The sequence below is a fragment of the Frankia sp. CcWB3 genome, assembly GCF_977927595.1.
This window is the reverse complement of record NZ_CDWRCK010000016.1, coordinates 2037-22602: the sequence shown is the minus strand read 5'-3', so window position 1 is coordinate 22602 and position 20566 is coordinate 2037. Positions and strand designations below refer to the sequence as shown.

The window sequence follows — 20566 nt, the reverse complement described above, 5'->3', positions numbered from 1 at the left end:
CGGTCGCCGGCCGGGAGACCGGTACTTCCCGGGTTCCCCGAACCGCGATCCCCCAAGGAGTTTTCATGGACGCTCTCGCCTGCCTGATGACGCGCCGTACAGCGACCCGGCTCGTCGAACCCGGTCCGACGGCGGAGCAGATTATGATCATACTTAGTGCCGCCACCACGGCGCCGGATCACAAGATGCTGCGGCCCTGGCGCTTCGTGGTCGTGCGGGGCGATGCTCGCGCCACCCTGGCGGCGGCGATCAAGCGGGCCGCCGAGACCGTCGGCGGGTTGCCCGAGCCGGTCATCCGCAAGACCGCCGGCAAGGCCACCCGTTCCCCGGCGCTCATCGCCGTCGTCGCCTCCCACGTCGGTTCGAAGGTTCCGGTCGCCGAGCAGGACGCCTCGGCCGCGGCGGCGGCGCAGAACATCTGCCTGGCCGCGCACGCGCTCGGCGTCGCCTCGGCCTGGAAGTCGGTGCCGATGCAGGGCAGCGCCGAGGTCCGGGAGGCGTTCGGGCTGACGTCGGACGAGGCGCTGGTCGGCTGGGTGGAGCTCGGGACCCAGGCGGGCACCGCGCCGCTGCCGGCGCGGCCCGCCGTTCGGCTGGCCCAGGTCGCGGCGGAGATGGAGGCCGACGGGACGCTGGTTCCCGTGGCGGCGGACGATCGGATCTCCCAGTTCGGGCAAGTGACCACGGTGTGAGCGGCAGGCTACCTAAGCTGGAACGCAGGTCTTGAGATCGGGCGGCCTGGACCGGGGTATGACTCCGGCTCCCGAGGTGCGACGGGAGGTGCGCCGTGTGTGGCGGTCTTCGAGGCCGTGGTCTTCGAGGCCGTGGCCGTCTCGGCCTGAGCGTGGCCGGGGGGCTGCTGCTCGCGCTGGTCGTCGGATGCTCGGATCCGGGGTCGAGCGGGTCCGGCGGCTCGGCCGCCCGGCCGGGCTCGGTGGTCATGCCGAGTGCGTCGTCTCAGGACCCGGGCGGCCCGGGCACGCCCGGGGCCTCCGCCGCGGCTGCGACGCCTGGCGTCTCGCGGGCGCCGGGCCCCTCCGGAACCTCCGCCGCCCCGGATGGTGTCGCGTCACCGCCGGTGCCGACTCCGCAAGCATCCTCCGTCTTCGTCGGAGAGGCCTGTTCCCCCACCGAGGACACCTCGCCCGCGACCGCCGTGAACGGCCTTGTGCTGTTCTGCGCGCCCGTCGGCGGGACCGGCCCGGCCGGCATTGGTCGATGGTCCACGGAGCCACCCGCCCCGGCTCTCGTGACCCGGCCGGATGAGGGCGGGAACTGTGACCCCGAGGACGTCGGGCGCATCGTCCAGGACTCCGCCGGCCGCCCGGTGTCCTGCCTTCGAGACCCGACGGGCACCCTGACCTGGTCCGACATCTCCTGAACCGGGTCACCACGTCACCGAGCCACCGGTGCCGGTGGCGCGGACCGCCGGGCCGTGCCTACCGGGATGATCAGCCGTTGCGGCGGGCCCGGCGGGTGGTGAGGGCCTCGGCGACGGACCAGAGAGCCGGCAGCACCAGGGCTCCGAAGACGGTCGCCCATGCCCACGGATGATCGGCCAGGTATGGCACGACGTCGTCGTGTAGCCAGGGGAAGAGCCGGTCATGGATCACCGGAACGGCACCGGCCGCCGCGAACACCGCGATGAGCCCGGCTCCCACGACCGCCAGTCCTCCGGGCAGGTGCCGCCAGCCGGTCAGTCCGATCATCAGCAGGCCGATCAGGCCGACGACGATCCCCAGGCCGCCGAGGATGCCCGAACCGGTCAGCCCGCCGGCCGTACCGAGGCCGACCATCGCTGTTCCCACCGCGATCGTCATCCGCCGCCGGCCGTGCGTGACATCCCGGATCATCTCGAAGGCGAGACGGGTGACGGCCCGGGCGAGGAAGGCGACCGGTCGCAGGGGCCGTGGCAGCCGGCGGGTCGATGCCGCCCAGGCGACGACCACCGCCACGATCTGGGCCAGGGCGGTCACCAGAATCGGGCCCTGCGCCGCGTCGGTGATGCGTTCGTCCGAGACGCGGCAGGCCTCGAGCACCTCGTCCACCGCTCGCGGGGGCAGCGCGCCGGGCGTGACGGGGACGCCGCTGAGCCCGGGTGGCCGGGGCGGTCGGCGCGCCAGAGCCGAACTGTCGACGCCGACCGGCCGATGGGCACCGGTCCGTCCCGCGGCGACCCTGGCGGCCGCGGCCGCGGCCAGCGAGATGACCTTGGCGCCGCGCGGCTCGTCCAGGTTCGGGGGGCCCGTCGCTTCCGGTGCCGCCGAGGCCCCCGGTCCGGTCGTCGTTCCGGGCCGGGTTGGTTCCGCGGTCAGGGCCCGGTCGACGGCGGCGAGGAAGTCGGCGGTGGGCCGCGGATCGACCCCGGCCTCGTTGTCGCGCCGCACCGCCTCGGCGACCCCCACCAGCTCCTTGGCCGCGATGTCCCGTTGGAGGCCGGCGGCGACCCAGGTCGCCGTGACCGGCAGGTTCGGCGGCACGGGGGCGTCCGGATCGGTCAGAAAGCCAAGCTCGTCGAGTACCTCCCGTGGCGCCGGGCTGCCGGCCACCTCGGTGAGATCGTCGACCAGATCCACCAGCCAGCCCCGGCGGGCCAGCGCCGCGGCACGGGCGTGACCGGCGGGGACGGCGGGGATGGCGGTGTCCCGGCGGATCATGAGCCGGCGTGGATCCAGCATGATCCGGACCAGCCAGCCCGCACCGTCCAGCCGTCCCCACATCCAGTCGTTGGCCCGCCACGAGGACTTCGCGAAGGCGCCGAAGTTTCCCAGCTGCAGGCCTGTGACCTTCTCCTCGGCCAGCGCGCGGGCGGGATCGAGGCGGTTCGGTAGATCCGCGCTGATCTGGACGAGCTCAACCGGTTGATCGAGGACCGCGGCGCCGGTGCTCCGCTCGACCAGGTGCACGGCGATCAGGGCGTCCGCGGGAGTCGACGGGAGGTACCCGACGAAGTCCGCGAGGGTCCGGGCCGCCACCGCCCGGCGCTGGCCGAGACTGAGACCCTCGGGCCTGGTCTCTGGTCCCGCCGGAGGCGGGGCCGCGGGGGACCGCCGGTCCACGAGATCGGTGAGCTCGTCCTGCCCCGCGTCGCCCTCCGGGTCGGTCCGCAACCAGCGGCGGGCCGCCTCGGCGATGACGTCGAGCAGCGGTGCCCCGGCCATCGCACCGAGGGTCTCGCCGACCGTCGTGAAGACGCCGGGTCGCAGGGCCGCGGTGCCCGCAGTGCCTGCGGTGCCGGTGTTCCGGATGGTGGCGCGCGAGGCGCCGTGCACGGCCGCCGCGAGCCGGGCGAGTCGGATCCGGTCCGCCGGCTCGGGGGAGAGGACGTACCCTTCGTTGATCGTGTTGATCAGCAGGCCCTTGGCGGCGTCGAGCGCGGGCCGGCCCAGCCGCCACAGGTCGGCGAGGTCGGCCGTGGTCGGCAGCCGGTCGGGAAGCATCTGGACCACGGCGTTGACCGCGGCGTTCGTCATCCGGACGGGTCCGGCCGCGTCGGTGCGCAGCGCGTCGGTGTCCGGGGGACGGGGCAGGTCGAACCGACCACCGAGGACGCGCAGCAACGCCTCGATCACCGGTGGGGCGGTCTCCTCTGCCAGGCTGCGGCGGTAGGCGTCATAGACGCTCTCGTCCGCTAACCGGGGCCCACCGGCCGGGGCGAGGCGCAGCAGCCGTCGTCGGTTCGCCCGCGTACCGCGTACGGCGCTGTTATGGTCGCGCAGCGTCGCCAGATCTGTACCGATCGACTGGTTCAGCGCCGCGCCGAGCACCTGGAGGAGGGTGGGGATCACCGCGGGCGGTGTGGGCGGCATGGGTGGTGTGGGCGGCACGGGTGGCATGGTCGGTGCCGCCGGATTCATCGGTGCCGCCGGATCCGTCATCGGTACCGGCATCCGCGGCGAGGGCACGACGTAGGCGAGCACGCGACGGACCTGGCGCTCGGCGGGCCGGTCGAAGATGGCCGCCAGCGCCGGTCCGATCGGGCGGTTGACCAGAATCCCGCCGTCCGAGGCGTGGAATCCGCGGGAGGCGTTGACGTAGCGGGCCATGTCCGGGTGCGCGGCATCGACGGCGTGCCCCACCGGCACGTAGGCCGGCTCGAAGGCGCCCGGAAAGGCGGAACTGGCCCGTGCGGCCAGGGCGAGACGGGGGACCGCGCCAGGGTCGGTCAGGTCCTGCGTGCCGAAGGCGAACAGGCCCCGGTGGTCGACGTCGCACATGGTGCCGCCGAGTGAGTCGGCGTGCTCGGCGACCTCGCCGCGCATGATCGTCGTGGTGATGAAGACCGATGTCGGGCGGTCCGCGCCGGCCCGGTTGGGGCGGGCCGTCTCCCCCACCGCTGCCAGGGCGGTGTGCAGCGCGGGCAGCACGGCGGTGTCCCCGTGCAGTAGCGAAGGATACGTCTTTTCGTGGGGGGTGCGCATGAGCGCGTCAAGCGAGCCGAGGGACAGCCACAGGTCCCGCAGCGGGGTGAGATCGGCGTGGTGGGTGTTCGCGTAGCCCAGCATGGCGGCGTTGATGCCACCGGCCGAGGTGCCGGCGAGTACGTCCACACTGACCTCGACGTCGAGGATGGCTGCCAGCCGGGCGTAACGGGCGGCGACGGCAGCGTCCGCTTCGTCGGCCCGGTCACGGTCCGGGCTGGTCGCAAGGTTGATCTCGGTGGCGACCCCGCCCATCCAGACGGCGAGGCTCGCGCCACCGGTCATGACGACCGCGAGCCGTACCTCCTGGGTGGCCGGGTCGCGCATGAGTGGCAAGAGTAGACGTGCCCGGCCTCGGGTCTTCCCCGTTTGTCGGAGAAAAGTTGGATCGCGACGACTTCTTCCCAGCCGCCGCTCTTGTCAACGGGTTACTCGTGAGTAGCATGGGAACAACGTACTCACGAGTAGCTAGCCGGCATCGGCTGATCACGATGTCCGGCGGTCCCGGGAAGGAGCCGTTGATGGGCCACTACCGGAGCAATCTGCGAGACATCGAGTTCAACCTGTTCGAGGTGTTCGGGATCGATCGCACGCTCGGCACCGGTCCCTTCGGGGAGATGGACGCCGAGACCGCGCGCGAGGTGCTGGCCGAGCTCGACCACCTCGCCTCCGGACCCGTTGCCGAGTCCTTCACCGACGCCGACCGTCATCCGCCGACCCTGGATCCGGCGACCGGATCGGTGACCCTGCCGGAGTCGTTCAAGAAGTCCTACCAGGCCGTTCTGGACGGTGAGTGGTGGCGGCTCTACCTTCCGCCGCACCTGGGCGGACTGGGTGCGTCCCCGACCGTCGCGTGGGCGGCCTCGGAGCTGCTGCTCGGAGCGAACCCGGCCATCTTCATGTACATGGCCGGCCCGACGTTCGCAGCGATCCTGCACCGGCTCGGCAACGAATGGCAGCGCCAGCTCGCAGAGTTCGCCATTGAACGGCACTGGGGCGCGACGATGGTGCTCACCGAGCCGGACGCGGGTTCCGACGTCGGGGCCGGTCGTACCAGGGCGATCGAGCAGCCCGACGGCACCTGGCACATCGAGGGCGTGAAGCGGTTCATCACCAATGGGGACTGGGATGTCCCGGAGAACATCATCCATCTCGTGCTCGCCCGGCCGGAGGGGCACGGCCCGGGGACCAAGGGCCTGTCGATGTTCGTGGTGCCGAAGTTCATGCCCGATCCGCGGACCGGCGCGCCCGGCGCCCGCAACGGCGTCTACGTGACGAACATCGAGAAAAAGATGGGCCTGAAGGTCTCCGCCACCTGCGAGCTGCGGTTCGGTGAGCGGGCGCCGGCGGTCGGCTGGCTGGTCGGTGACGTCCACGAGGGCATCGCCCAGATGTTCCAGGTGATCGAGTACGCCCGGATGATGGTGGGCAGCAAGGCCATCGCCACGCTGTCCACCGGATATCTCAACGCGCTCGAGTTCGCCCGCACCCGCGTCCAGGGTGCGGACCTGGCCCGCGCGTCGGACAAGACGGCACCGCGTGTCACGATCATCCATCACCCGGATGTCCGCCGGATGCTGATGATGCAGAAGGTGTATGCGGAGGGCATGCGTTCGCTGATGCTCTACACCGCGACGTTCCAGGACCGGGTTGCGCTGGCCGGCGAGCGGGGGGAGACCGACGAGCTCGCCGAACGCATCAACGACCTGCTGCTCCCGATCGTCAAGGGGGTCGGCTCCGAACGGTCCTACGAGCTGCTCGCCTCTTCACTGCAGATCCTCGGTGGTTCCGGGTACCTGCAGGACTATCCGATCGAGCAGTACATCCGCGATGCCAAGATCGACACTCTCTACGAGGGCACCACGTCGATCCAGGGCCAGGACCTGTTTTTCCGGAAGATCGTCCGGGACCAGGGGCAGGCGCTGACCTCCGTACTGGGCGAGATCCAGACGTTCGTGAAGGGGGAGGCCGGCAACGGCGCGCTGCGGGCGGAGCGGGAGGCGCTGGGGGTGGCTCTCGATGACGTCCAGAGCATGGTGAATTCGCTGGTCGGGTTCCTCACCGGCGCCGCCGAGGATGCCGCCGCGATCTACAAGGTCGGCCTGAATACGACGAGGCTGCTGATGAGCCTCGGCGACCTGATCATCGGATGGCTGCTCCTGCGCGGCGCCGAGGTAGCCCTGCGAACCCAGGATTCTCCGGCATCCGCCGGGGCCCGGTCCGCTCGGGACGCCGCCTTTTACCAGGGCAAGGTGGCCGCCGCGCGCTGGTTCGCGGCCAATGTGCTACCGGAGTTGACGGCGCGCCGGGTATCGCTGGAGTCCACCGGCCTCGGGCTCATGGAACTGCCGGAGGAGGCGTTCTGATGTTGCCGGGGCGGGGTTGCGTTCTTGTCGCGGCAGGGTATATGGGCCGGTATGGGAATCCCGTTGAGTCTTTTACTCTTGGCCCTCGGCGCCATCCTCGCCTTCGCGGTCCGCTCCGAACCGTCCGGGCTCGACATCACGGCCGTGGGCATCATCCTGATGTGCGTGGCTCGGCCTCACCCTGTACCGCGACCAGTGGCGCAGAAAGATCGTCGAAGAGTCGGCCGAGAACGGCGTGCCCGCGCTCATGCCGCTCGATGACGGCATCATCGTCGACCCGTCCGCCCCATTCGAGGCCCCGCACCGGCGCGAGCTGGGACTGGCCCCCGAGGAGGATCGTCGGCTGAACCCCTCACGCCACCCGGAGGCGACCTCCGGTGACGGGCAGCCGGCCATCCACGTGCACGTCGAAGGGGACCACCCCGTGTCGCCTCACTGAACCGTGCTCCTTCACCGGTCCGCCTGCCCACCGCCCGGTCCGGTTCCCAGGGCGGTCCGTGGGGACGGACCAGGGAACCGGACCGGGCGCTCGTCCGCGGGGTCGAGCCGGGATGGTCGGTTCAGGAGGTGCGTAGCGGCGGGAACGCCTGATCGAGCTCGTTGCGCATGTCCCGCTTGAGGATGTCGTCGGCGTCCGAGGAGGACTGACCCTCGAGTAGGAACCGAGCCACTCGTAGGGTGAGGTCGACCCGCTCAGCCAGGTTGAGCGTGCCGGTGAACCGGCCGCTGGAGTTGGCGGAGGTCAGAACCTTGGCGACGAACTCGTCCGCGGCCTGCAGTGCCTCCACTCGCGTCATGGTTCCACCTCTTTGTGCCGGAAGCCGGTCAGAGGCGCAACCGTACCAGGGAGCGGAATCTGGGCTGTTGTGTGCCCCTCTTGCGTGCAGTGTGCCCGTTTGTGGTCAACTGGTGGATCCGATGAGCCGATCAGGACCAGGCGAGTGCCACCGTGGGATCAGTGAGGACGGCACCCACGTCGGCGAGGACCGCGGAGCCCAGCGCGCCGTCGACGATGCGATGGTCGAACGAGAGCGCCAGCTGTACCACCGTACGCACGGTGAGCTGACCCTCGTGCACCCAGGGCATCGGTCGGATCGAGCCCAGGGCGAGGATCGCCGCTTCGCCCGGGTTCAGGATCGGGGTGCCGATGTCGACGCCGAGGACGCCGACGTTGGTGATGGTGATCGTGCCGCCGCGCAGATCCGCGGGGCTGAGCCGGTCCGCCCTCGCCGCGGTGGTGAGGCCGGCCAGGGCGTGAGCCAGTCCGACGACGTCGAGCCGGCCGGCGTCCGGGATGGTGGGCACGACGAGCCCACGCGGGCCCGCCACGGCGATGCCGAGGTTCACCCGGTCGTACACATGTATCTCCGGCCGGCCACCGTTCCCCGGCCGGCCACCGCCCGCGTCCTCGACCCAGGATGAGTTGATCATCGGGTGTCGGCGAACGGCGATGAGCAGGGCTCTGGCGACGAACAGCAATGCGGTGATCTTGATTCCGGTGAACTCCGGCAGCGCCGCGATCCGGTCCCGGGCGGCCATCGTCGCCGTCGCGTCGACGGTGAGGAACTCGGTGACGTGCGGGGCGGCCGAGACGCTGGTGACCATCGCCTGCGCCATCGACCGCCGGATGCCGGTGACAGGCACGTGCCAGGTACGCGTCTCGGTGGAGAAGGTGGCCCCGGCGGGGACAACGCCGATCGGCGGGGCATCGCGCGTGGGCGGCGCCGCGAGGGGCGCGGTACGGGCGGTGGCACGCACTGCGGCCTCGACGTCGGCCCGGCTGATCGTGCCGTCCGGGCCGGTGCCGGCGAGGGAGGCGAGGTCGACGCCGAGGTCACGGGCGAGCTTGCGGACCGGCGGTTTGGCGAGCCCCGGACCAGCTGTGTGCCCCGGACCGGCTGGCATAGGTGGTCGTCGAGGGCGGCGCCGGCGGCTCTCGGCCGTCCTCGGCCCATAACCCACGAGGACTGGGGTGCGCTCGATGCTGCCAGCGTCCCGGGACGTCGGCAGGCTGTTCCCACCCGTCCCGTTCCCACCCGTCCCGTCGGGTTCGGCGTCGGCGGTCTGGATGGTCAGCAGGGGTGCGCCGACCGCGAGGGTTGTTCCCTCGGCGCCGTGGATCTCGGCCAGGATCCCGGCGAACGGGCTGGGGACCTCGACGACCGCCTTCGCGGTCTCGACCTCGACGAGGGGCTGGTTCACCGTGACGGTGTCCCCGACCTGGGCAAGCCACCGGACGATGTCCGCCTCGGTCAGACCTTCGCCGAGGTCAGGGAGCCGGAACTGTCGCTGCGTCACGGTAACCCCAGTCAGATAGCCGGTTGGTCGGTCCTCATGCTTCTCAGGATGCTCAGTACGCGAAGGAACGGTCCACGGCGTCGAGGATGCGGTCGACGTCGGGGAGGTAGTGGTCTTCGAGGCGGGCCGGGGGATACGGGGTGTCGAAACCGGTGACCCGCAGGACCGGCGCCTCCAGGGAGTAAAACGCCTGCTCCGTCACTCGTGCGGCGACCTCGGCCGACACCGAGACGTTGGACGGTGCCTCGTGGACCACGGCCAGCCGGCCGGTCCGGCGTACCGAGTCGAGCACGGGTTCCAGGTCCAGGGGCGAGAGCGTCCGCAGGTCGATGACCTCCAGCGACCGGCTGTCGTCCGCCGCGCTGATCTCGGCGGCGTCGAGGCAGGTCCGCACGGTGGGACCATAGCCGACGAGGGTCGCGTCCGTGCCGGTGCGCACGACCCGGCTGGCGTGCAGTTGGGTGAGCTCGTCCGCGGGCAGTTCGGCGAGGGGGCGCGGGTCGACCACGCCCTTCTCCCAGTACCGCCGTTTCGGTTCGAGGAAGATCACCGGATCGTCGGACCGGATGGCCTGCTGGATCATGTGATGGGCGTCGACCGGGTTCGAGCAGGCGACAACCTTCAGGCCGGCAGTGTGGCAGAAGTACGCCTCCGGCGACTCACTGTGATGCTCGACGGCGCCGATCCCGCCGCCGAAGGGGATGCGGATCGTTACCGGCAGCCGGATCCGGCCGGCCGACCGGTAGTGCAGCTTCGCGAGTTGGCTGACGATCTGGTCGAACGCGGGGTAGACGAACCCATCGAACTGGATCTCACAGACCGGCCGGTAACCGCGCATGGCCAGCCCGATCGCCGTGCCGACGATCGCCGACTCGGCCAGCGGGGTGTCGATGACCCTGGCCTCGCCGAATTCCTGTTGCAGCCCGTCGGTCACCCGGAAGACCCCGCCGAGCTTGCCGACGTCCTCCCCCATGATCAGAACCTTGGGATCGGCGGCCATCGCCGAACGCAGCCCGAGGTTCAACGCCTTGGCCATGGTGACCGGGGCGCGGGCGACCCGCTCACCGACCTCGTCGGAGCGTTGCTCCCCGGCAACGACAGCCCCGCTGGTCACCGGTTTCCCCTCGAGCACGCCCATCTCGTCCTCCACGCCGGGCCCCTCCACGTCGAACATGGCCGCCAACTCCGATCGCTGGGCCGTCACGAGTTCATTCTCAGCCACCTGCACATGATCGAACAGGCTGGTCGGGATCGGATCCGGCAGCGCGACGCACTGCGCGCGCAGCTCGTGCGCGAAGGCGTCCACCTCGATGGCCAGCTGCCGCAGACTCTCCTCGGTGAGCAGGCCCCGCGCTGTCAGGTGGGCGCGCATCCGGTCCAACGGATCACGCCGACGCCACATGCCCAGTTCACTCTCCGGACGGTAGCGGCTGGGATCGTCTGCCGTGGTGTGCGGATTCATCCGGTAGGTCACGGCCTCCACCAGCACCGGGCCACGCCCGGCACGCGCGGTCGCCAGGGCCCACCGGGTCACCGCGAGACACGCCAGCACGTCGTTGCCGTCCACCCGCACGCCCGGGAAGCCGAAGCCGGCGGCCCGGTGGACGATCTCGATTCGGCTCTGGCGCCGAGCGGGCGCTGAGATGGCCCACTGGTTGTTCTGGCAGAAGAACACCAGCGGAGGCGCGAACACGCTCGCCCATCCGAACGCCTCGCTGACGTCGCCCTCGCTCGACGCCCCGTCACCGAAGTACGCAATGGCCGCGTCGTCGGTGCCGTCCCGGGCGATTCCCATCGCGTAGCCGGTGGCGTGCAGCGCCTGCGAGCCCACGACGATCGAGTAGAGGGCGCATCCGTGAGTGTCCGGATCCCAGCCACCGAGCGTCGTGCCGCGATAGATCGCCAGGATTTCCCTCGGCCTGACTCCCCGGCACCAGGCCACCCCGTGTTCCCGGTACGACGGGAACGCCATGTCGCCAGGCCTCAGCGCCCGGCCGGATCCGACTTGGGCCGCCTCCTGGCCCCGCAGGCTTGCCCACAGCCCCAGCTCGCCCTGGCGCTGCAGGCTGGTCGCCTCTTCGTCGAACCGGCGGATGAACACCATGTCCCGATACAGCCCATACAGGTCGTCGTCGATCAGATCGGCGATCTGGGCGGCCAGATCGGCGGCTGTCCGGGGCGGGTCCGCTCCCGCGGCGCCCGCCCCGCCGGCGCGGGCTCTGGAGGGATCGGGCCCCGGCGCATCGGGCCCGGCTGCCGTCGTCGTGGACGCGGTGGTGATCCGGTGGCCGGCCGGGGTGAGCAGCTGCATGAGCTCCGTCACGCTCGCCAACGATAGACCTTGGACGGACAGTGGCAACCGGATCCGGCGGTCCCGCCGTGACGAGTGACCATCGCTCCTGCTCGGTACGGTTGCGCGGTGACGAGTGCGCAGCACATGACCCGCCCGCCGGCCCGGCGTGAGATCGGCAAGGTGGGGATCTGGAGTGGCCAGTTCGACTTCTCCCCGGCCGCGGTCGTCCGGGAGGCGATCGCAGAACTCGACGATCTCGGTTATCCGACGTTGTGGACCGGTGAGGTCAAGGGGCGCGAGGTGTTGGTCACCGCCGCTCTGGCGCTCGAGGCCACCTCCCGGATGACGATCGCGACCGGGATCGCGCAGATCCTCGCCCGTAACCCGCTCACCATGACCGCTGGTCAGCTGGCCCTCGCCGAGGCGTACCCGGACCGGTTCCTGCTCGGACTCGGGGTGTCCCACGCCGAGCTGATGCACATCCGGGGCGCCTCCTACACGCGCCCACTCGCCCAGATGGCGGCGTACCTCGACGAGATGGACCGGATGGCGGTCGAGCAGTACCGGGCCGTGCCACCGCCCGGTGTCCCGCCACGGGTGCTCGCCGCGCTCGGTCCGAAGATGCTCGGCCTCGCCCGGGACCGGGCCGACGGCGCCCACACCTATTTTGTGCCACCCGAGCACACCGCTGCCGCCCGGGACATCCTCGGGCCCGACAAGCTGCTCGTCCCCGAGCAGGCGTTCGTCCTGCACACCGATCCGGAACAGGCCCGTGAGCTCGCCTGCCGGCACACCGGGTCCTATCTTCGGCTGCCGAACTACACGGCGAACCTGCGGCGTTTCGGGTTCGACGACGACGATCTCGCCGGCTCGGGCTCGGACCGCCTGGTCGACACGATCGTCCCCTGGGGGGACGCGGACGTTCTGCTCGGGCGGATCAAGGAGCATCTCGACGCCGGGGCCGATCAGGTAGCCGTGCAGGTGCTTGACTTCGACCGCCGTGGGCTGCCGCGTCGGCAGTGGCGCGAACTGGCACCGGTGCTGTCGGCACTCTGACGTCGGACGGACCGCGGCGGTCGAGCTCGGGATCATGGGAACGGCCGGGACGCGGCCGGTTTGCGAGTGGCTCGTCGTAGCGTGGTCGTCACGGAGGGGGGAGCCTGGCGTGGAGCGGGGTGCAGCCAGCCGGCGTGCTCGGTGCGTTCGGTGCAGAGGAGGGCGCACGGCCGTCGCCGGTGGCGTCGCCGTCATCGTCGGGTTCATGTTCGTCGCCTGTGCCGTGCCCTACGGCGAGGACCGTCCGAGGCCGACGCCGCACGCCGACGGTGCCTCCGCCACCACCGGTCCCCCGGCCGGGGCCACTGCGGCCACCGCGGGAGCCGCACCCGTCGGTGACGGCCTGCGGCGGCCGACGGGGCAGCCGGTCACCATCGCCTTCGGCGGCGACATCCACTTCGAGGGTGCTCCCGGTCAGCGGCTCGCCGCCGATCCGCGGACGGCCATCGGACCCATGTCGGCGGCCCTGACCGCGGCCGATCTCGCGATCGCGAACCTGGAGACGGCGGTGACGGACCGTGGCGCCGCAGCCCAGAAGGCGTATGTGTTCCGGGCTTCGCCCACCGCGTTCACCGCGGTACGGGCGGCCGGCATCGACGTCGTCACGATGGCCAACAACCATGGCATGGACTACGGCATCGAAGGCCTGCAGGATTCGCTGCGTTACGCCCGGGATGCGCACTTTCCGCTCGTCGGCATCGGCGTGGACGACACCGCCGCGTACGCCCCGTACATGACGACGGTCAAGGGGCAGCGTATCGCCGTCCTCGGGGCCACCCAGGTGCTCGACGACGAGTTGATCGCGGCCTGGACGGCGGGTCCGAACAAACCCGGCCTGGCATCGGCAAAGGAGGTCGATCGGCTGGTGCGAGCCGCGCGGGCCGAGGCGGACACGGTCATCGTCTTCCTGCACTGGGGGACTGAACAGCAGCAGTGCCCCAACGAGGCACAGCGCGCCCTGCTCCCCCGGCTGGCGGCCGCGGGCGCGGACGTCGTCATCGGGAGCCACGCCCACGTTCTGCTGGGCGCCAGATGGGCCTCCGACGGAGTGTACGTCGGCTACGGGTTGAGGAACTTTGTGTTCTATTCCTCCGGCGCCGGCCGGAACACCGAGTCCGGGGTGCTGGAACTGACCGTCGCTGGCCGGGCGGTCATGGCCGCTGCCTGGCTACCCGCCCGGATCGTGGGGGGCACCCCCCAGCCGGTGACCGGTGCCGCGGGAGCCCGGGCCCTGGCGGACTGGAACGCCCTGCGCGCCTGCACCGGCCTCTCGGCGACGGCACCCTGACCGACGGCTGCGCGCACTGTGCCCCGCGGTGCGTCCCCTGCTCCGCCGGGAACCTCGCTCAGGTGGCCGGTCGGGCCACGCAGGTGGCACAGGTGCCGTAGATCTCCACAGTGTGCACGACGTCGACGAATCCCTCGGCGTTGGCAACCTTGGCGGTCCACGCCTCGATCTCCGGTCCCGCGATCTCCACCGTCCGGCCGCAGGAGCGGCAGACGAGGTGATGGTGATGGTCGTCAGAGGCGCAGCGCCGGTAGACGGTCTCACCGTCGTCCCGGCGGATCATGTCGACCTCGCCGCGGTCGGCCAGCACCTGCAGATGGCGGTACACCGTCGTGAGCCCGACCGCGGCGCCCTGCGCCCGTAGCCGGGCGTGCAGATCCTGGGCGCTGGTGAAGGCGTCGGTCTCGGCAAGCGCGGCGGAGACGGCGTCGCCCTGCCGGGTGGCACGCACGGCCGTCCCCCGGCTCGGCGCCGGACGGCGCTCTGCCGTCTCATCCCGCTGGTTGCGGGGGTCGCGGGCCGGCCGGCCCGTGCCGGCCGACCTGGTGTCGTTCCCCGCGGTGCTCACGTCGCTCCCTTCGCTGCCGTTCAGTCTGTCTGGTCGGTTCAGTCTGTTGCCGGTGTCGCCCTTACCGTCCGTGCCTCTCATCCCGACTGTGCCGTCCGTCCCGCCCGGGGCGTGCACCAGCCGTGGGGTCGGCTCGGACCCGTGAGCTTCTTGGGGTGTACGGGCCACGTTCTCACTTTCTCATCTCCTCGCCGCGCTGGGCGTGCCTGGCGACGGGAATGGGCACGCGTCCGTTGAACATTATTGACAATGGTTTTCATCCCGGATGTGCTGGGCGGAGGTGTGAATGCGCTTGCGACCTGATCGCAGGAAAGTCCTGAGGTAACTCGCTGCCACCCGTTGCCATTCCCGAGCTCGTGGCGGCGATCCGCTGACGGCCGCACGCTGACGGCCGCACCCACCGGTGATCTGCGACGCTCCGAGGCATAACCTTCGCCCAGAGCAGATCCAGGGCGGAGGGATGCATGGCGGGGCGTAGCGGCCGACCTGGGTGGTTGCGGGAACCGGATCCGCTCCAGAACCCCCTCGGTAGTCGGCTCGCCATTCTCGGCGCGATCGTGCTGGTGATTGGCGGGGGAGCGGCGACCCTGACAGGCGGTGCGGACTCGGCGTCCGGGCTGCCCGCGTCGACCACCGGCGGCTCTGCATCCACCGCGAACGGCTCTGCATCCACTGCGAATGACTCTGCCGAGCTGGCCTCCTGGTACCACGGCAGCGAGGGTCTGCGGACCCGGGTCGCCACGGACGTCGCGGCGGCCCGAGCGTATCTGGCCGCCCAGGACGGCGCTTCCCTGCGGCCCGTCTGCGTCTCCCTCGGCACCGACACGCAGGCGGCGCTGACCGCGCCGGTGCCGCCGACCGCGGCCGCGCAGGCGCGGTTCGATGCCGGCGGCAGGGACTATGCCGCCGCTGCGGCGTCCTGCGGGCAGCTCTTCGACGGCACCCGGATCCAGGTCGGCGTGCTGCAGCAGCGCATCGCGTCGTCGTTGGCGGACGGTGACCGGGAATGGGGGGCGCTGGCCGCTCTCATCGGACAGCCGATGGCGACTGCGAGTCCCCCCGCGGCGTCGGGGCGCAGCGGGTGAGGCCGTGCAGGGTGCCGGTGAGCGGAAAGGTCCGGATCTCTTGCTCACACCATCCGGCCTGCCGCAGGGACGCGAGTTCGGCGGCCGTGCCCCGGAGGTCGTAGGCGAGGATGAACAGCAGGATCCGGTCCGGCGGTTGCGGGCGGCTGCGGATCGCGCCGTCCGCGCCGTCCTTCCCGATCACGCTCAGGAAGGTTGTCGCCGATCGGGGTACCCGGGGCCCGATCGGCGGTCCCCCGGGCGATGCGTCGTCGCTGAGGTCCATGGCGTAGAGCTAGCCCGCTCGCGCCAGTCGGCCGCCGACGATGACGAGATCGCCCGCCCGATACTCGGCGCGGGCGGCGATCGTCGCGTCGACCATGGCCTCGATCGGACGGGGATCGTGGCGTTCGTCCCACAGCGTGATGGTCCCGCCGACCGCGCAGACCGGCATCACCGCCAGCGCGATCAGGCCGACGGCCGCGGGAAGCCGCGCCGGCCCGACCGGCCTGGCTGCCTGGGCCGTGCGGGCCAGGCGGGCCGTGCGGGCCAGGTCTGCAACGCCGACCGCGACGATGATGGTGAGCAACGGAACCAGAAACAGATTGGTCCGACAGGCCCCGAAGGGCCAGTAGCGTCCGGCGCTGGCCGCGAGCTGGAGCAGTTCGGCGCCGATCAAGGCGACGATAAGGATCATCCCGTCGGGGCGTCGGCGCAGTACCCGGACTCCGAGCGCCAGCGCAACCGCCGTGGCCGTCCCGACGAGCAGCGTCGGGAGGCGATGCCCCTCGAGGAGGGAGTGCACCAGATTGGGGTCATAACGGTCGATCCCGGGCGGAGCGCCACCGAGAATCGCGCCGGTCTGTTCGAGCGTGAACCGCAGGCCGCCAAGGATCCCTCGATCGGCGAGGAAGTGATCGTCCCAGAAATGGCTCGCCCGTTGACTGGACTGGCGCGCCACAAAGATCATCATGTGGGCGCCGGCCAGGAGGAGGGCGGGGCCCACCCGTCCGGCGGTGCGTACCACGGTGCGTCGGGGCACCGCGCGGACCAGGTCGTAGCCAGCGAGGGGAACCAGCAGAAACACCGCGGGCAGCGACAGCAGCGCCAGCGCCCCGGCCGCGGTCCGGCGTGGGAGCGTGGCCTGTCCTATCCACAGCGCGATCACCGCGAAGGTGACCACCGCATCGAGGACGTAGGGCTTGAGCTGTGTGCCGGTGTCGACGACGGTGCCGGCGAGGGCGGCCGTCACCGCGGCGGCCACGGCCGGCACCCGGCCGGTGAACCGCCGCGCGAGCAGGAAGCCGCCCGCAGCGAGCAGCGGTAGCCAGATTCCCGCTCCGACGAGCCGGAGCGACCAACTGTGCCAGCCGAGGATGGTCCCGGTCAGTCGGGTCAGCGCCAGTGAGCCGACCGAGGACGGGGTGTTGGCCGCCGTCAGTTCCGACCAGAACGTCGGCCACGGTTCCCCCGCGAAGTGCGGGCGCCACAGCTCGTCGTACCAGAGCGGACGATCTATCCGGGCTCGCAGCGCGATCTGCGCCCCGATCGTGGCGGCGACCAGCAGACCCACGAGCAGGACGTCGCCACGCCGTTTTTCCACAGATTGTCCACAGGGCGTTGGTGTCCTGTGGACAACCTCCCCGATGGTGTCGATTGCTCCGTCAGTTCTGTCACTGGGAGGGGTTCTGTCGCTGGGAGGGGTGTTTGTAGGAGGCCAGGAAGCGATCGATCCGGCCGATGGCGTCCGTGAGATCGTCCACCGCGGGCAGGGCCACGATCCGGACATGGTCGGGATGCGGCCAGTTGAAGCCGCTGCCCTGGACGAGCAGGATCTTCTCGGCCAACAGCAGATCGAGGACGAACCGCTCGTCGTCCCGGATCGGGTAGACGGCGGGGTCCAGTCGGGGGAAGGCGTACAGCGCCCCCCGCGGCGGGACGCACGACACCCCGGGGATGTCGTTGAGGAGCTTCACGACCGTGTCTCGTTGTTCGCGCAGCCGGCCGCCGGGCAAGACGAGGTCCCCGGCGCCGCCGTCCTCCGTGAGGGCGGCGACCGTGGCGAACTGCCCGGGCGCGTTGGCGCACAGGCGCATGTTCGCGAGGATGTTCACTCCCTCGATGTAGCTCGAGGCGTGGCCGCGCGGACCGGACATCACCATCCACCCGGCCCGGAACCCGGCTAGCCGATAGGACTTCGACAGCCCGTTGAAGGTCATGCAGACCAAGTCCGGCGCGAGCGCCGCGGTCGCGATGTGCTCGGCGTCGTCGTAGAGGATCCGGTCGTAGATCTCATCGGACAGCAGCATCAGGTGGTGGCGGCGGGCGACCTCGACGATGTTCTCCAGCACCTGCCGGTCGTAGACGGCACCAGTCGGGTTATTTGGGTTGATGACGACGATCGCTCGTGTCCGCGGGGTGACCTTGGCGGCGATGTCGTCGGGGTCGGGCGCCCAGCCAGCGGACTCGTCGCAGAGGTAGTGCACGGGCCGGCCGCCGCACAGGCTGACCACGGCCGTCCACAGTGGATAGTCGGGCGCGGGGAGCAGCACCTCGTCGCCGTTGTTGAGCAACGCCTGCAACGACATCATGATCAGTTCGGAGACGCCGTTGCCGAGGTAGACCCCGCCGGGGTCGAGGCCGGTGACCCCCTTACGGAGGTGATAGCGCACGACCGCTTCCCGGGCGGCGAGCAGTCCCTTGGAGTCGCTGTAACCCTGTGCATCCGCAAGGTTTGCCACGACGGCCTCGAGTACCTCCGGCGGTGCGGAGAAGCCGAACGGCGCGGGATTGCCGATGTTCAGCTTGAGGATGCGCGAACCCGCAGCTTCCAGCCGGGTCGCTTCGTCGAGGACAGGCCCGCGGACGTCGTAGCAGACGTCGGCGAGCTTGTCGGACTGGGTGAACTCCATCTACCCAGAGTAGGTGGGCTGTCCAGCGGATTTTCTGCCGGCCGGCGGCGTGCCGGCGAGTTCACCCCGAGGGAGTGGCTCCGAGGCTCAGCCACCTTCGTAGATGATCGTTACTCGACGGTTGCGTGCTCATCCGGCCGGATCGGCTGATCCGTGCCCGGTCGCCGAGAGCCGTGCCGCTCCTTGGCACGAAGGTCGACTGATTATGGACGTCGTCCTGTGTTTCGGGTCCAGTCCACTCACCTGCACTCCGGCAATCTTGTCACCGGTCGCATCAGGTGGGATCAGGTGAATACGTACTGATCAGATCCGGTTCGGCAAGCGCATACGTGGTGAGGTCGATGCGTCGACCGGCGTCTGGAGGCAGGCAGAGCACGACGTCGTCCATGGAAGCTCCTCGATATAAGGTTAGGCTTACCTAAACATGCCTTGCTGCGAGATCAAGAGAAGGGGTGCCAGCTGCGGGCATCTGACCTGCAGCCGTGGTCCGGGTGTCCACGCGGCTCGATGCTGCGGGGCCACCGGGGTCTTATAGGGGGGGCGAGGATTCTAGGCTGTCGTGGTCGGAGAATGTCTCGCCCTCGAGGAGGAGGTGCCGGTGATCTTCAGATTGGTCGGAGACGGTCGCCCGTACCCCGAGCACGGCCTTGGCCAGCGGGACTGGGCGGCCATTCCCCCTCGCCAGGTTCGGCTCGACCAGCTCGTTACCACCAAGCGGGTGCTCGCACTCGATGTTCTTCTCGATGAGGACTCGACCTTCTACGGTGACCTCTTCCCTCACGTCGTCGAGTGGGGCGGAGCTCTCTACCTGGAGGATGGCCTGCATCGTGCTGTACGGGCCGCGCTGCAGCAGCGCACGTCCATACACGCCCGCGTCTACGTTCTGACCGGCCCGGCCCTGACCGGTCCGGCTCAGTCGTCGGCGGCGCGGTAGATGACGAAGACGTCCTTGCCAACCCTGGCGAAGAGGTAGCGTGGACAGTCTGATGTCGGACGGTACGCCATGATCGGGCGGAACACCGGCGACCGCCTGACTTCCTTGAGGCTGCCACCTGCCATCTGGCGTGCACGGCTTCCTGTGATGTCCAGCTCGTCTGAACGCTTGTACCATCCGCCGCAGTAGCGGATCTCGTCCGGTCGTGATGTCCACGCGGGGGTGTGGAAGAACCACATCAGATACACCGTCCGCATCAGCAGCACAAGCAGCAGGATGATGAACAGGGCTCGGATGAAGTTCCCAGCTCGTCCGGGCGCGAGGATGGGGCTCACAAGGTTAGGAGCCTACGGGCATCCCGTTCGTAGCTGAGCATCGGCTCTCGTGTCCCCCCACATCGGGTCGCGGTACGCCGAGGCAGACAGTTGGATCATTTCCATACCCCCTAGGGGTAAACCAGGCTACTTGTCTTGTCGGGACGGTCTCAGCTGGCGCGGTTGAGGGACTATCGCCGAGGAGCTCCAACAGATCCAGACCCGGATGCAGCCGCGGTGCCTGCTGCGTCAGCGTTCCGTCACGATGGCGGGCGACAATCGAACCGTCGCGTCCGCGCTGCAGAACAATCCGCCTTTCATGAATAGTCCGATGATGAAGGGAACAGATCAGAACGAGATTGTCAAGATCTGCGTTTCCGCCTTCGGATGCCCATTCCTTCATGTGATGTATCTGGAGCCAGCGGGTATGATGGCAACCCGGATACTGGCATACTCCTCGGTCGCGCGCATAAATTGCTAGCCGCAATCTCGTGGTCGGGTTTCGGCGGGTGCGACCCAGCGTGAGAGGGTTTCCCTTGGAGTCTATAATAAGTGTCCGAAGGAGGCTGTCGCAAGACAGTCTTCGAACGACGTTCGGTAGAACAGGGATGTGGTCCTTCACGTCACACCTTCGGGTATTCAGCCCATGCCCTTCTTCATGTTGCTGGAGGGGGGATCCCTTGTTTTCTTGGCTTGAACCGATGAGTGTATCAATATCTATGTGGACATTTATCGCGTGAGATGTCGAGCTCATCAGCGTGGGAGCGCCAGTAGAGAGGAAAGATTCGGACATGGCCGTCAAGGCATCGGCTTTCATCTCAGGACCTGCGTGTGTTATCGAGGTATTATTGATCAAGCCCTCGGCATTGGATGTCATGGAAGAATCTTCCCGGTCGGCGTCTCGGGAGTCGTGCAGGCTTGACATGGCCATGACGAGAGCGCTCTCAATGATCGCACCACGGGTTGGATCGAGGCGGACGGACAGTGAAAATGTTCCATCTTCGTTCCACCGCCAGTCGGGTAGCCGGCGGGAATCGCACCCGCCGGCTACC

General features: G+C 69.7%; 18 protein-coding genes and 1 pseudogene. 8 read left to right on the top strand and 11 right to left on the bottom strand.

Annotated features, from left to right (window positions below; all coding sequences use genetic code 11):
* The first annotated feature begins 65 nt into the window (after window positions 1-65).
* Together ACY5KJ_RS02770 and ACY5KJ_RS02765 are read left to right on the top strand one after the other, a co-directional pair.
* Complete coding sequence (locus ACY5KJ_RS02770) at window positions 66-692, top strand: nitroreductase family protein (RefSeq protein ID WP_462202729.1); 627 nt, start codon at window positions 66-68, stop codon at window positions 690-692.
* Between the two features lie 95 nt (window positions 693-787).
* Window positions 788-1381: a hypothetical protein gene (locus tag ACY5KJ_RS02765; RefSeq protein ID WP_462186451.1), complete on the top strand. Its 594-nt coding sequence runs from the start codon at window positions 788-790 to the stop codon at window positions 1379-1381.
* Window positions 1382-1451: 70 nt separating this feature from the next.
* Here the strand turns inward: ACY5KJ_RS02765 and ACY5KJ_RS02760 are convergent, their stop codons facing one another.
* Entirely contained in the window at window positions 1452-4748 is a 3297-nt protein-coding gene (locus ACY5KJ_RS02760) for a patatin-like protein (protein WP_462202733.1), read from the bottom strand.
* A 194-nt stretch (window positions 4749-4942) separates the two neighbouring features.
* Here ACY5KJ_RS02760 and ACY5KJ_RS02755 point away from each other — a divergent pair, with 194 nt between their 5' ends.
* Both ACY5KJ_RS02755 and ACY5KJ_RS02750 read left to right on the top strand, forming a co-directional pair.
* The gene (locus ACY5KJ_RS02755; protein ID WP_462186449.1) at window positions 4943-6787 is read left to right on the top strand and encodes an acyl-CoA dehydrogenase; all 1845 of its coding nucleotides are present in this window, start codon (window positions 4943-4945) and stop codon (window positions 6785-6787) included.
* Window positions 6788-7034: 247 nt separating this feature from the next.
* On the top strand, window positions 7035-7226 hold the full coding sequence (locus tag ACY5KJ_RS02750; protein WP_462202728.1) for a hypothetical protein: 192 nt from the start codon (window positions 7035-7037) through the stop codon (window positions 7224-7226).
* 121 nt (window positions 7227-7347) lie between these two features.
* Here ACY5KJ_RS02750 and ACY5KJ_RS02745 read toward each other — a convergent pair whose 3' ends face one another.
* The 4 genes and pseudogenes from ACY5KJ_RS02745 to ACY5KJ_RS02730 all read right to left on the bottom strand — a co-directional run.
* On the bottom strand, window positions 7348-7584 hold the full coding sequence (locus ACY5KJ_RS02745) for a hypothetical protein (RefSeq protein WP_011434531.1): 237 nt from the start codon (window positions 7582-7584) through the stop codon (window positions 7348-7350).
* 130 nt (window positions 7585-7714) lie between these two features.
* Window positions 7715-9085 (bottom strand): dihydrolipoamide acetyltransferase family protein, encoded by a 1371-nt coding sequence (locus tag ACY5KJ_RS02740; protein WP_462186447.1) that lies wholly within the window; start codon window positions 9083-9085, stop codon window positions 7715-7717.
* A gap of 52 nt (window positions 9086-9137) precedes the next feature.
* Window positions 9138-10199 carry an alpha-ketoacid dehydrogenase subunit beta gene (locus tag ACY5KJ_RS02735; RefSeq protein ID WP_462186462.1) on the bottom strand — a complete coding sequence of 354 codons (1062 nt, stop codon included), beginning with the start codon at window positions 10197-10199 and terminating at the stop codon, window positions 9138-9140.
* A gap of 195 nt (window positions 10200-10394) precedes the next feature.
* A pseudogene (locus ACY5KJ_RS02730) lies at window positions 10395-11189 on the bottom strand (thiamine pyrophosphate-dependent enzyme); the annotation flags it as partial.
* 333 nt (window positions 11190-11522) lie between these two features.
* Here ACY5KJ_RS02730 and ACY5KJ_RS02725 point away from each other — a divergent pair.
* Both ACY5KJ_RS02725 and ACY5KJ_RS02720 read left to right on the top strand, forming a co-directional pair.
* Window positions 11523-12434 (top strand): LLM class F420-dependent oxidoreductase, encoded by a 912-nt coding sequence (locus tag ACY5KJ_RS02725; protein ID WP_462186461.1) that lies wholly within the window; start codon window positions 11523-11525, stop codon window positions 12432-12434.
* Between the two features lie 205 nt (window positions 12435-12639).
* Window positions 12640-13722 carry a CapA family protein gene (locus ACY5KJ_RS02720; protein ID WP_462202727.1) on the top strand — a complete coding sequence of 361 codons (1083 nt, stop codon included), beginning with the start codon at window positions 12640-12642 and terminating at the stop codon, window positions 13720-13722.
* Window positions 13723-13780: 58 nt separating this feature from the next.
* On the opposite strand, the gene ACY5KJ_RS02715 is transcribed toward ACY5KJ_RS02720, so the two are convergent.
* Window positions 13781-14290, bottom strand: coding sequence for a Fur family transcriptional regulator (locus tag ACY5KJ_RS02715; protein WP_462186445.1), 510 nt, complete (start codon window positions 14288-14290; stop codon window positions 13781-13783).
* Between the two features lie 464 nt (window positions 14291-14754).
* Here ACY5KJ_RS02715 and ACY5KJ_RS02710 point away from each other — a divergent pair, with 464 nt between their 5' ends.
* Window positions 14755-15375, top strand: a complete 621-nt coding sequence (locus ACY5KJ_RS02710) for a hypothetical protein (RefSeq protein WP_462186444.1) — start codon at window positions 14755-14757, stop codon at window positions 15373-15375.
* On the opposite strand, the gene ACY5KJ_RS02705 is transcribed toward ACY5KJ_RS02710, so the two are convergent.
* The 3 genes from ACY5KJ_RS02705 to ACY5KJ_RS02695 form a co-directional block, all read right to left on the bottom strand.
* Complete coding sequence (locus ACY5KJ_RS02705; protein ID WP_462202726.1) at window positions 15317-15640, bottom strand: hypothetical protein; 324 nt, start codon at window positions 15638-15640, stop codon at window positions 15317-15319. The two genes, ACY5KJ_RS02710 and ACY5KJ_RS02705, sit on opposite strands and share 59 nt — an antisense overlap.
* A gap of 9 nt (window positions 15641-15649) precedes the next feature.
* On the bottom strand, window positions 15650-16957 hold the full coding sequence (locus ACY5KJ_RS02700; protein ID WP_462186443.1) for a hypothetical protein: 1308 nt from the start codon (window positions 16955-16957) through the stop codon (window positions 15650-15652).
* A 70-nt stretch (window positions 16958-17027) separates the two neighbouring features.
* Window positions 17028-18266 carry a pyridoxal phosphate-dependent aminotransferase gene (locus tag ACY5KJ_RS02695; RefSeq protein ID WP_462186442.1) on the bottom strand — a complete coding sequence of 413 codons (1239 nt, stop codon included), beginning with the start codon at window positions 18264-18266 and terminating at the stop codon, window positions 17028-17030.
* A gap of 598 nt (window positions 18267-18864) precedes the next feature.
* On the opposite strand from ACY5KJ_RS02695, the gene ACY5KJ_RS02690 reads away from it, so the two are divergent.
* Window positions 18865-19200, top strand: a complete 336-nt coding sequence (locus tag ACY5KJ_RS02690; protein WP_462186460.1) for a type II toxin-antitoxin system VapB family antitoxin — start codon at window positions 18865-18867, stop codon at window positions 19198-19200.
* On the opposite strand, the gene ACY5KJ_RS02685 is transcribed toward ACY5KJ_RS02690, so the two are convergent.
* Together ACY5KJ_RS02685 and ACY5KJ_RS02680 are read right to left on the bottom strand one after the other, a co-directional pair.
* On the bottom strand, window positions 19179-19535 hold the full coding sequence (locus ACY5KJ_RS02685) for a hypothetical protein (protein WP_462186441.1): 357 nt from the start codon (window positions 19533-19535) through the stop codon (window positions 19179-19181). The two genes, ACY5KJ_RS02690 and ACY5KJ_RS02685, sit on opposite strands and share 22 nt — an antisense overlap.
* Window positions 19536-19539: 4 nt before the next feature.
* Window positions 19540-20566: HNH endonuclease (locus ACY5KJ_RS02680; protein ID WP_462202725.1), on the bottom strand; the 1027-nt coding region annotated here is incomplete at its 5' end.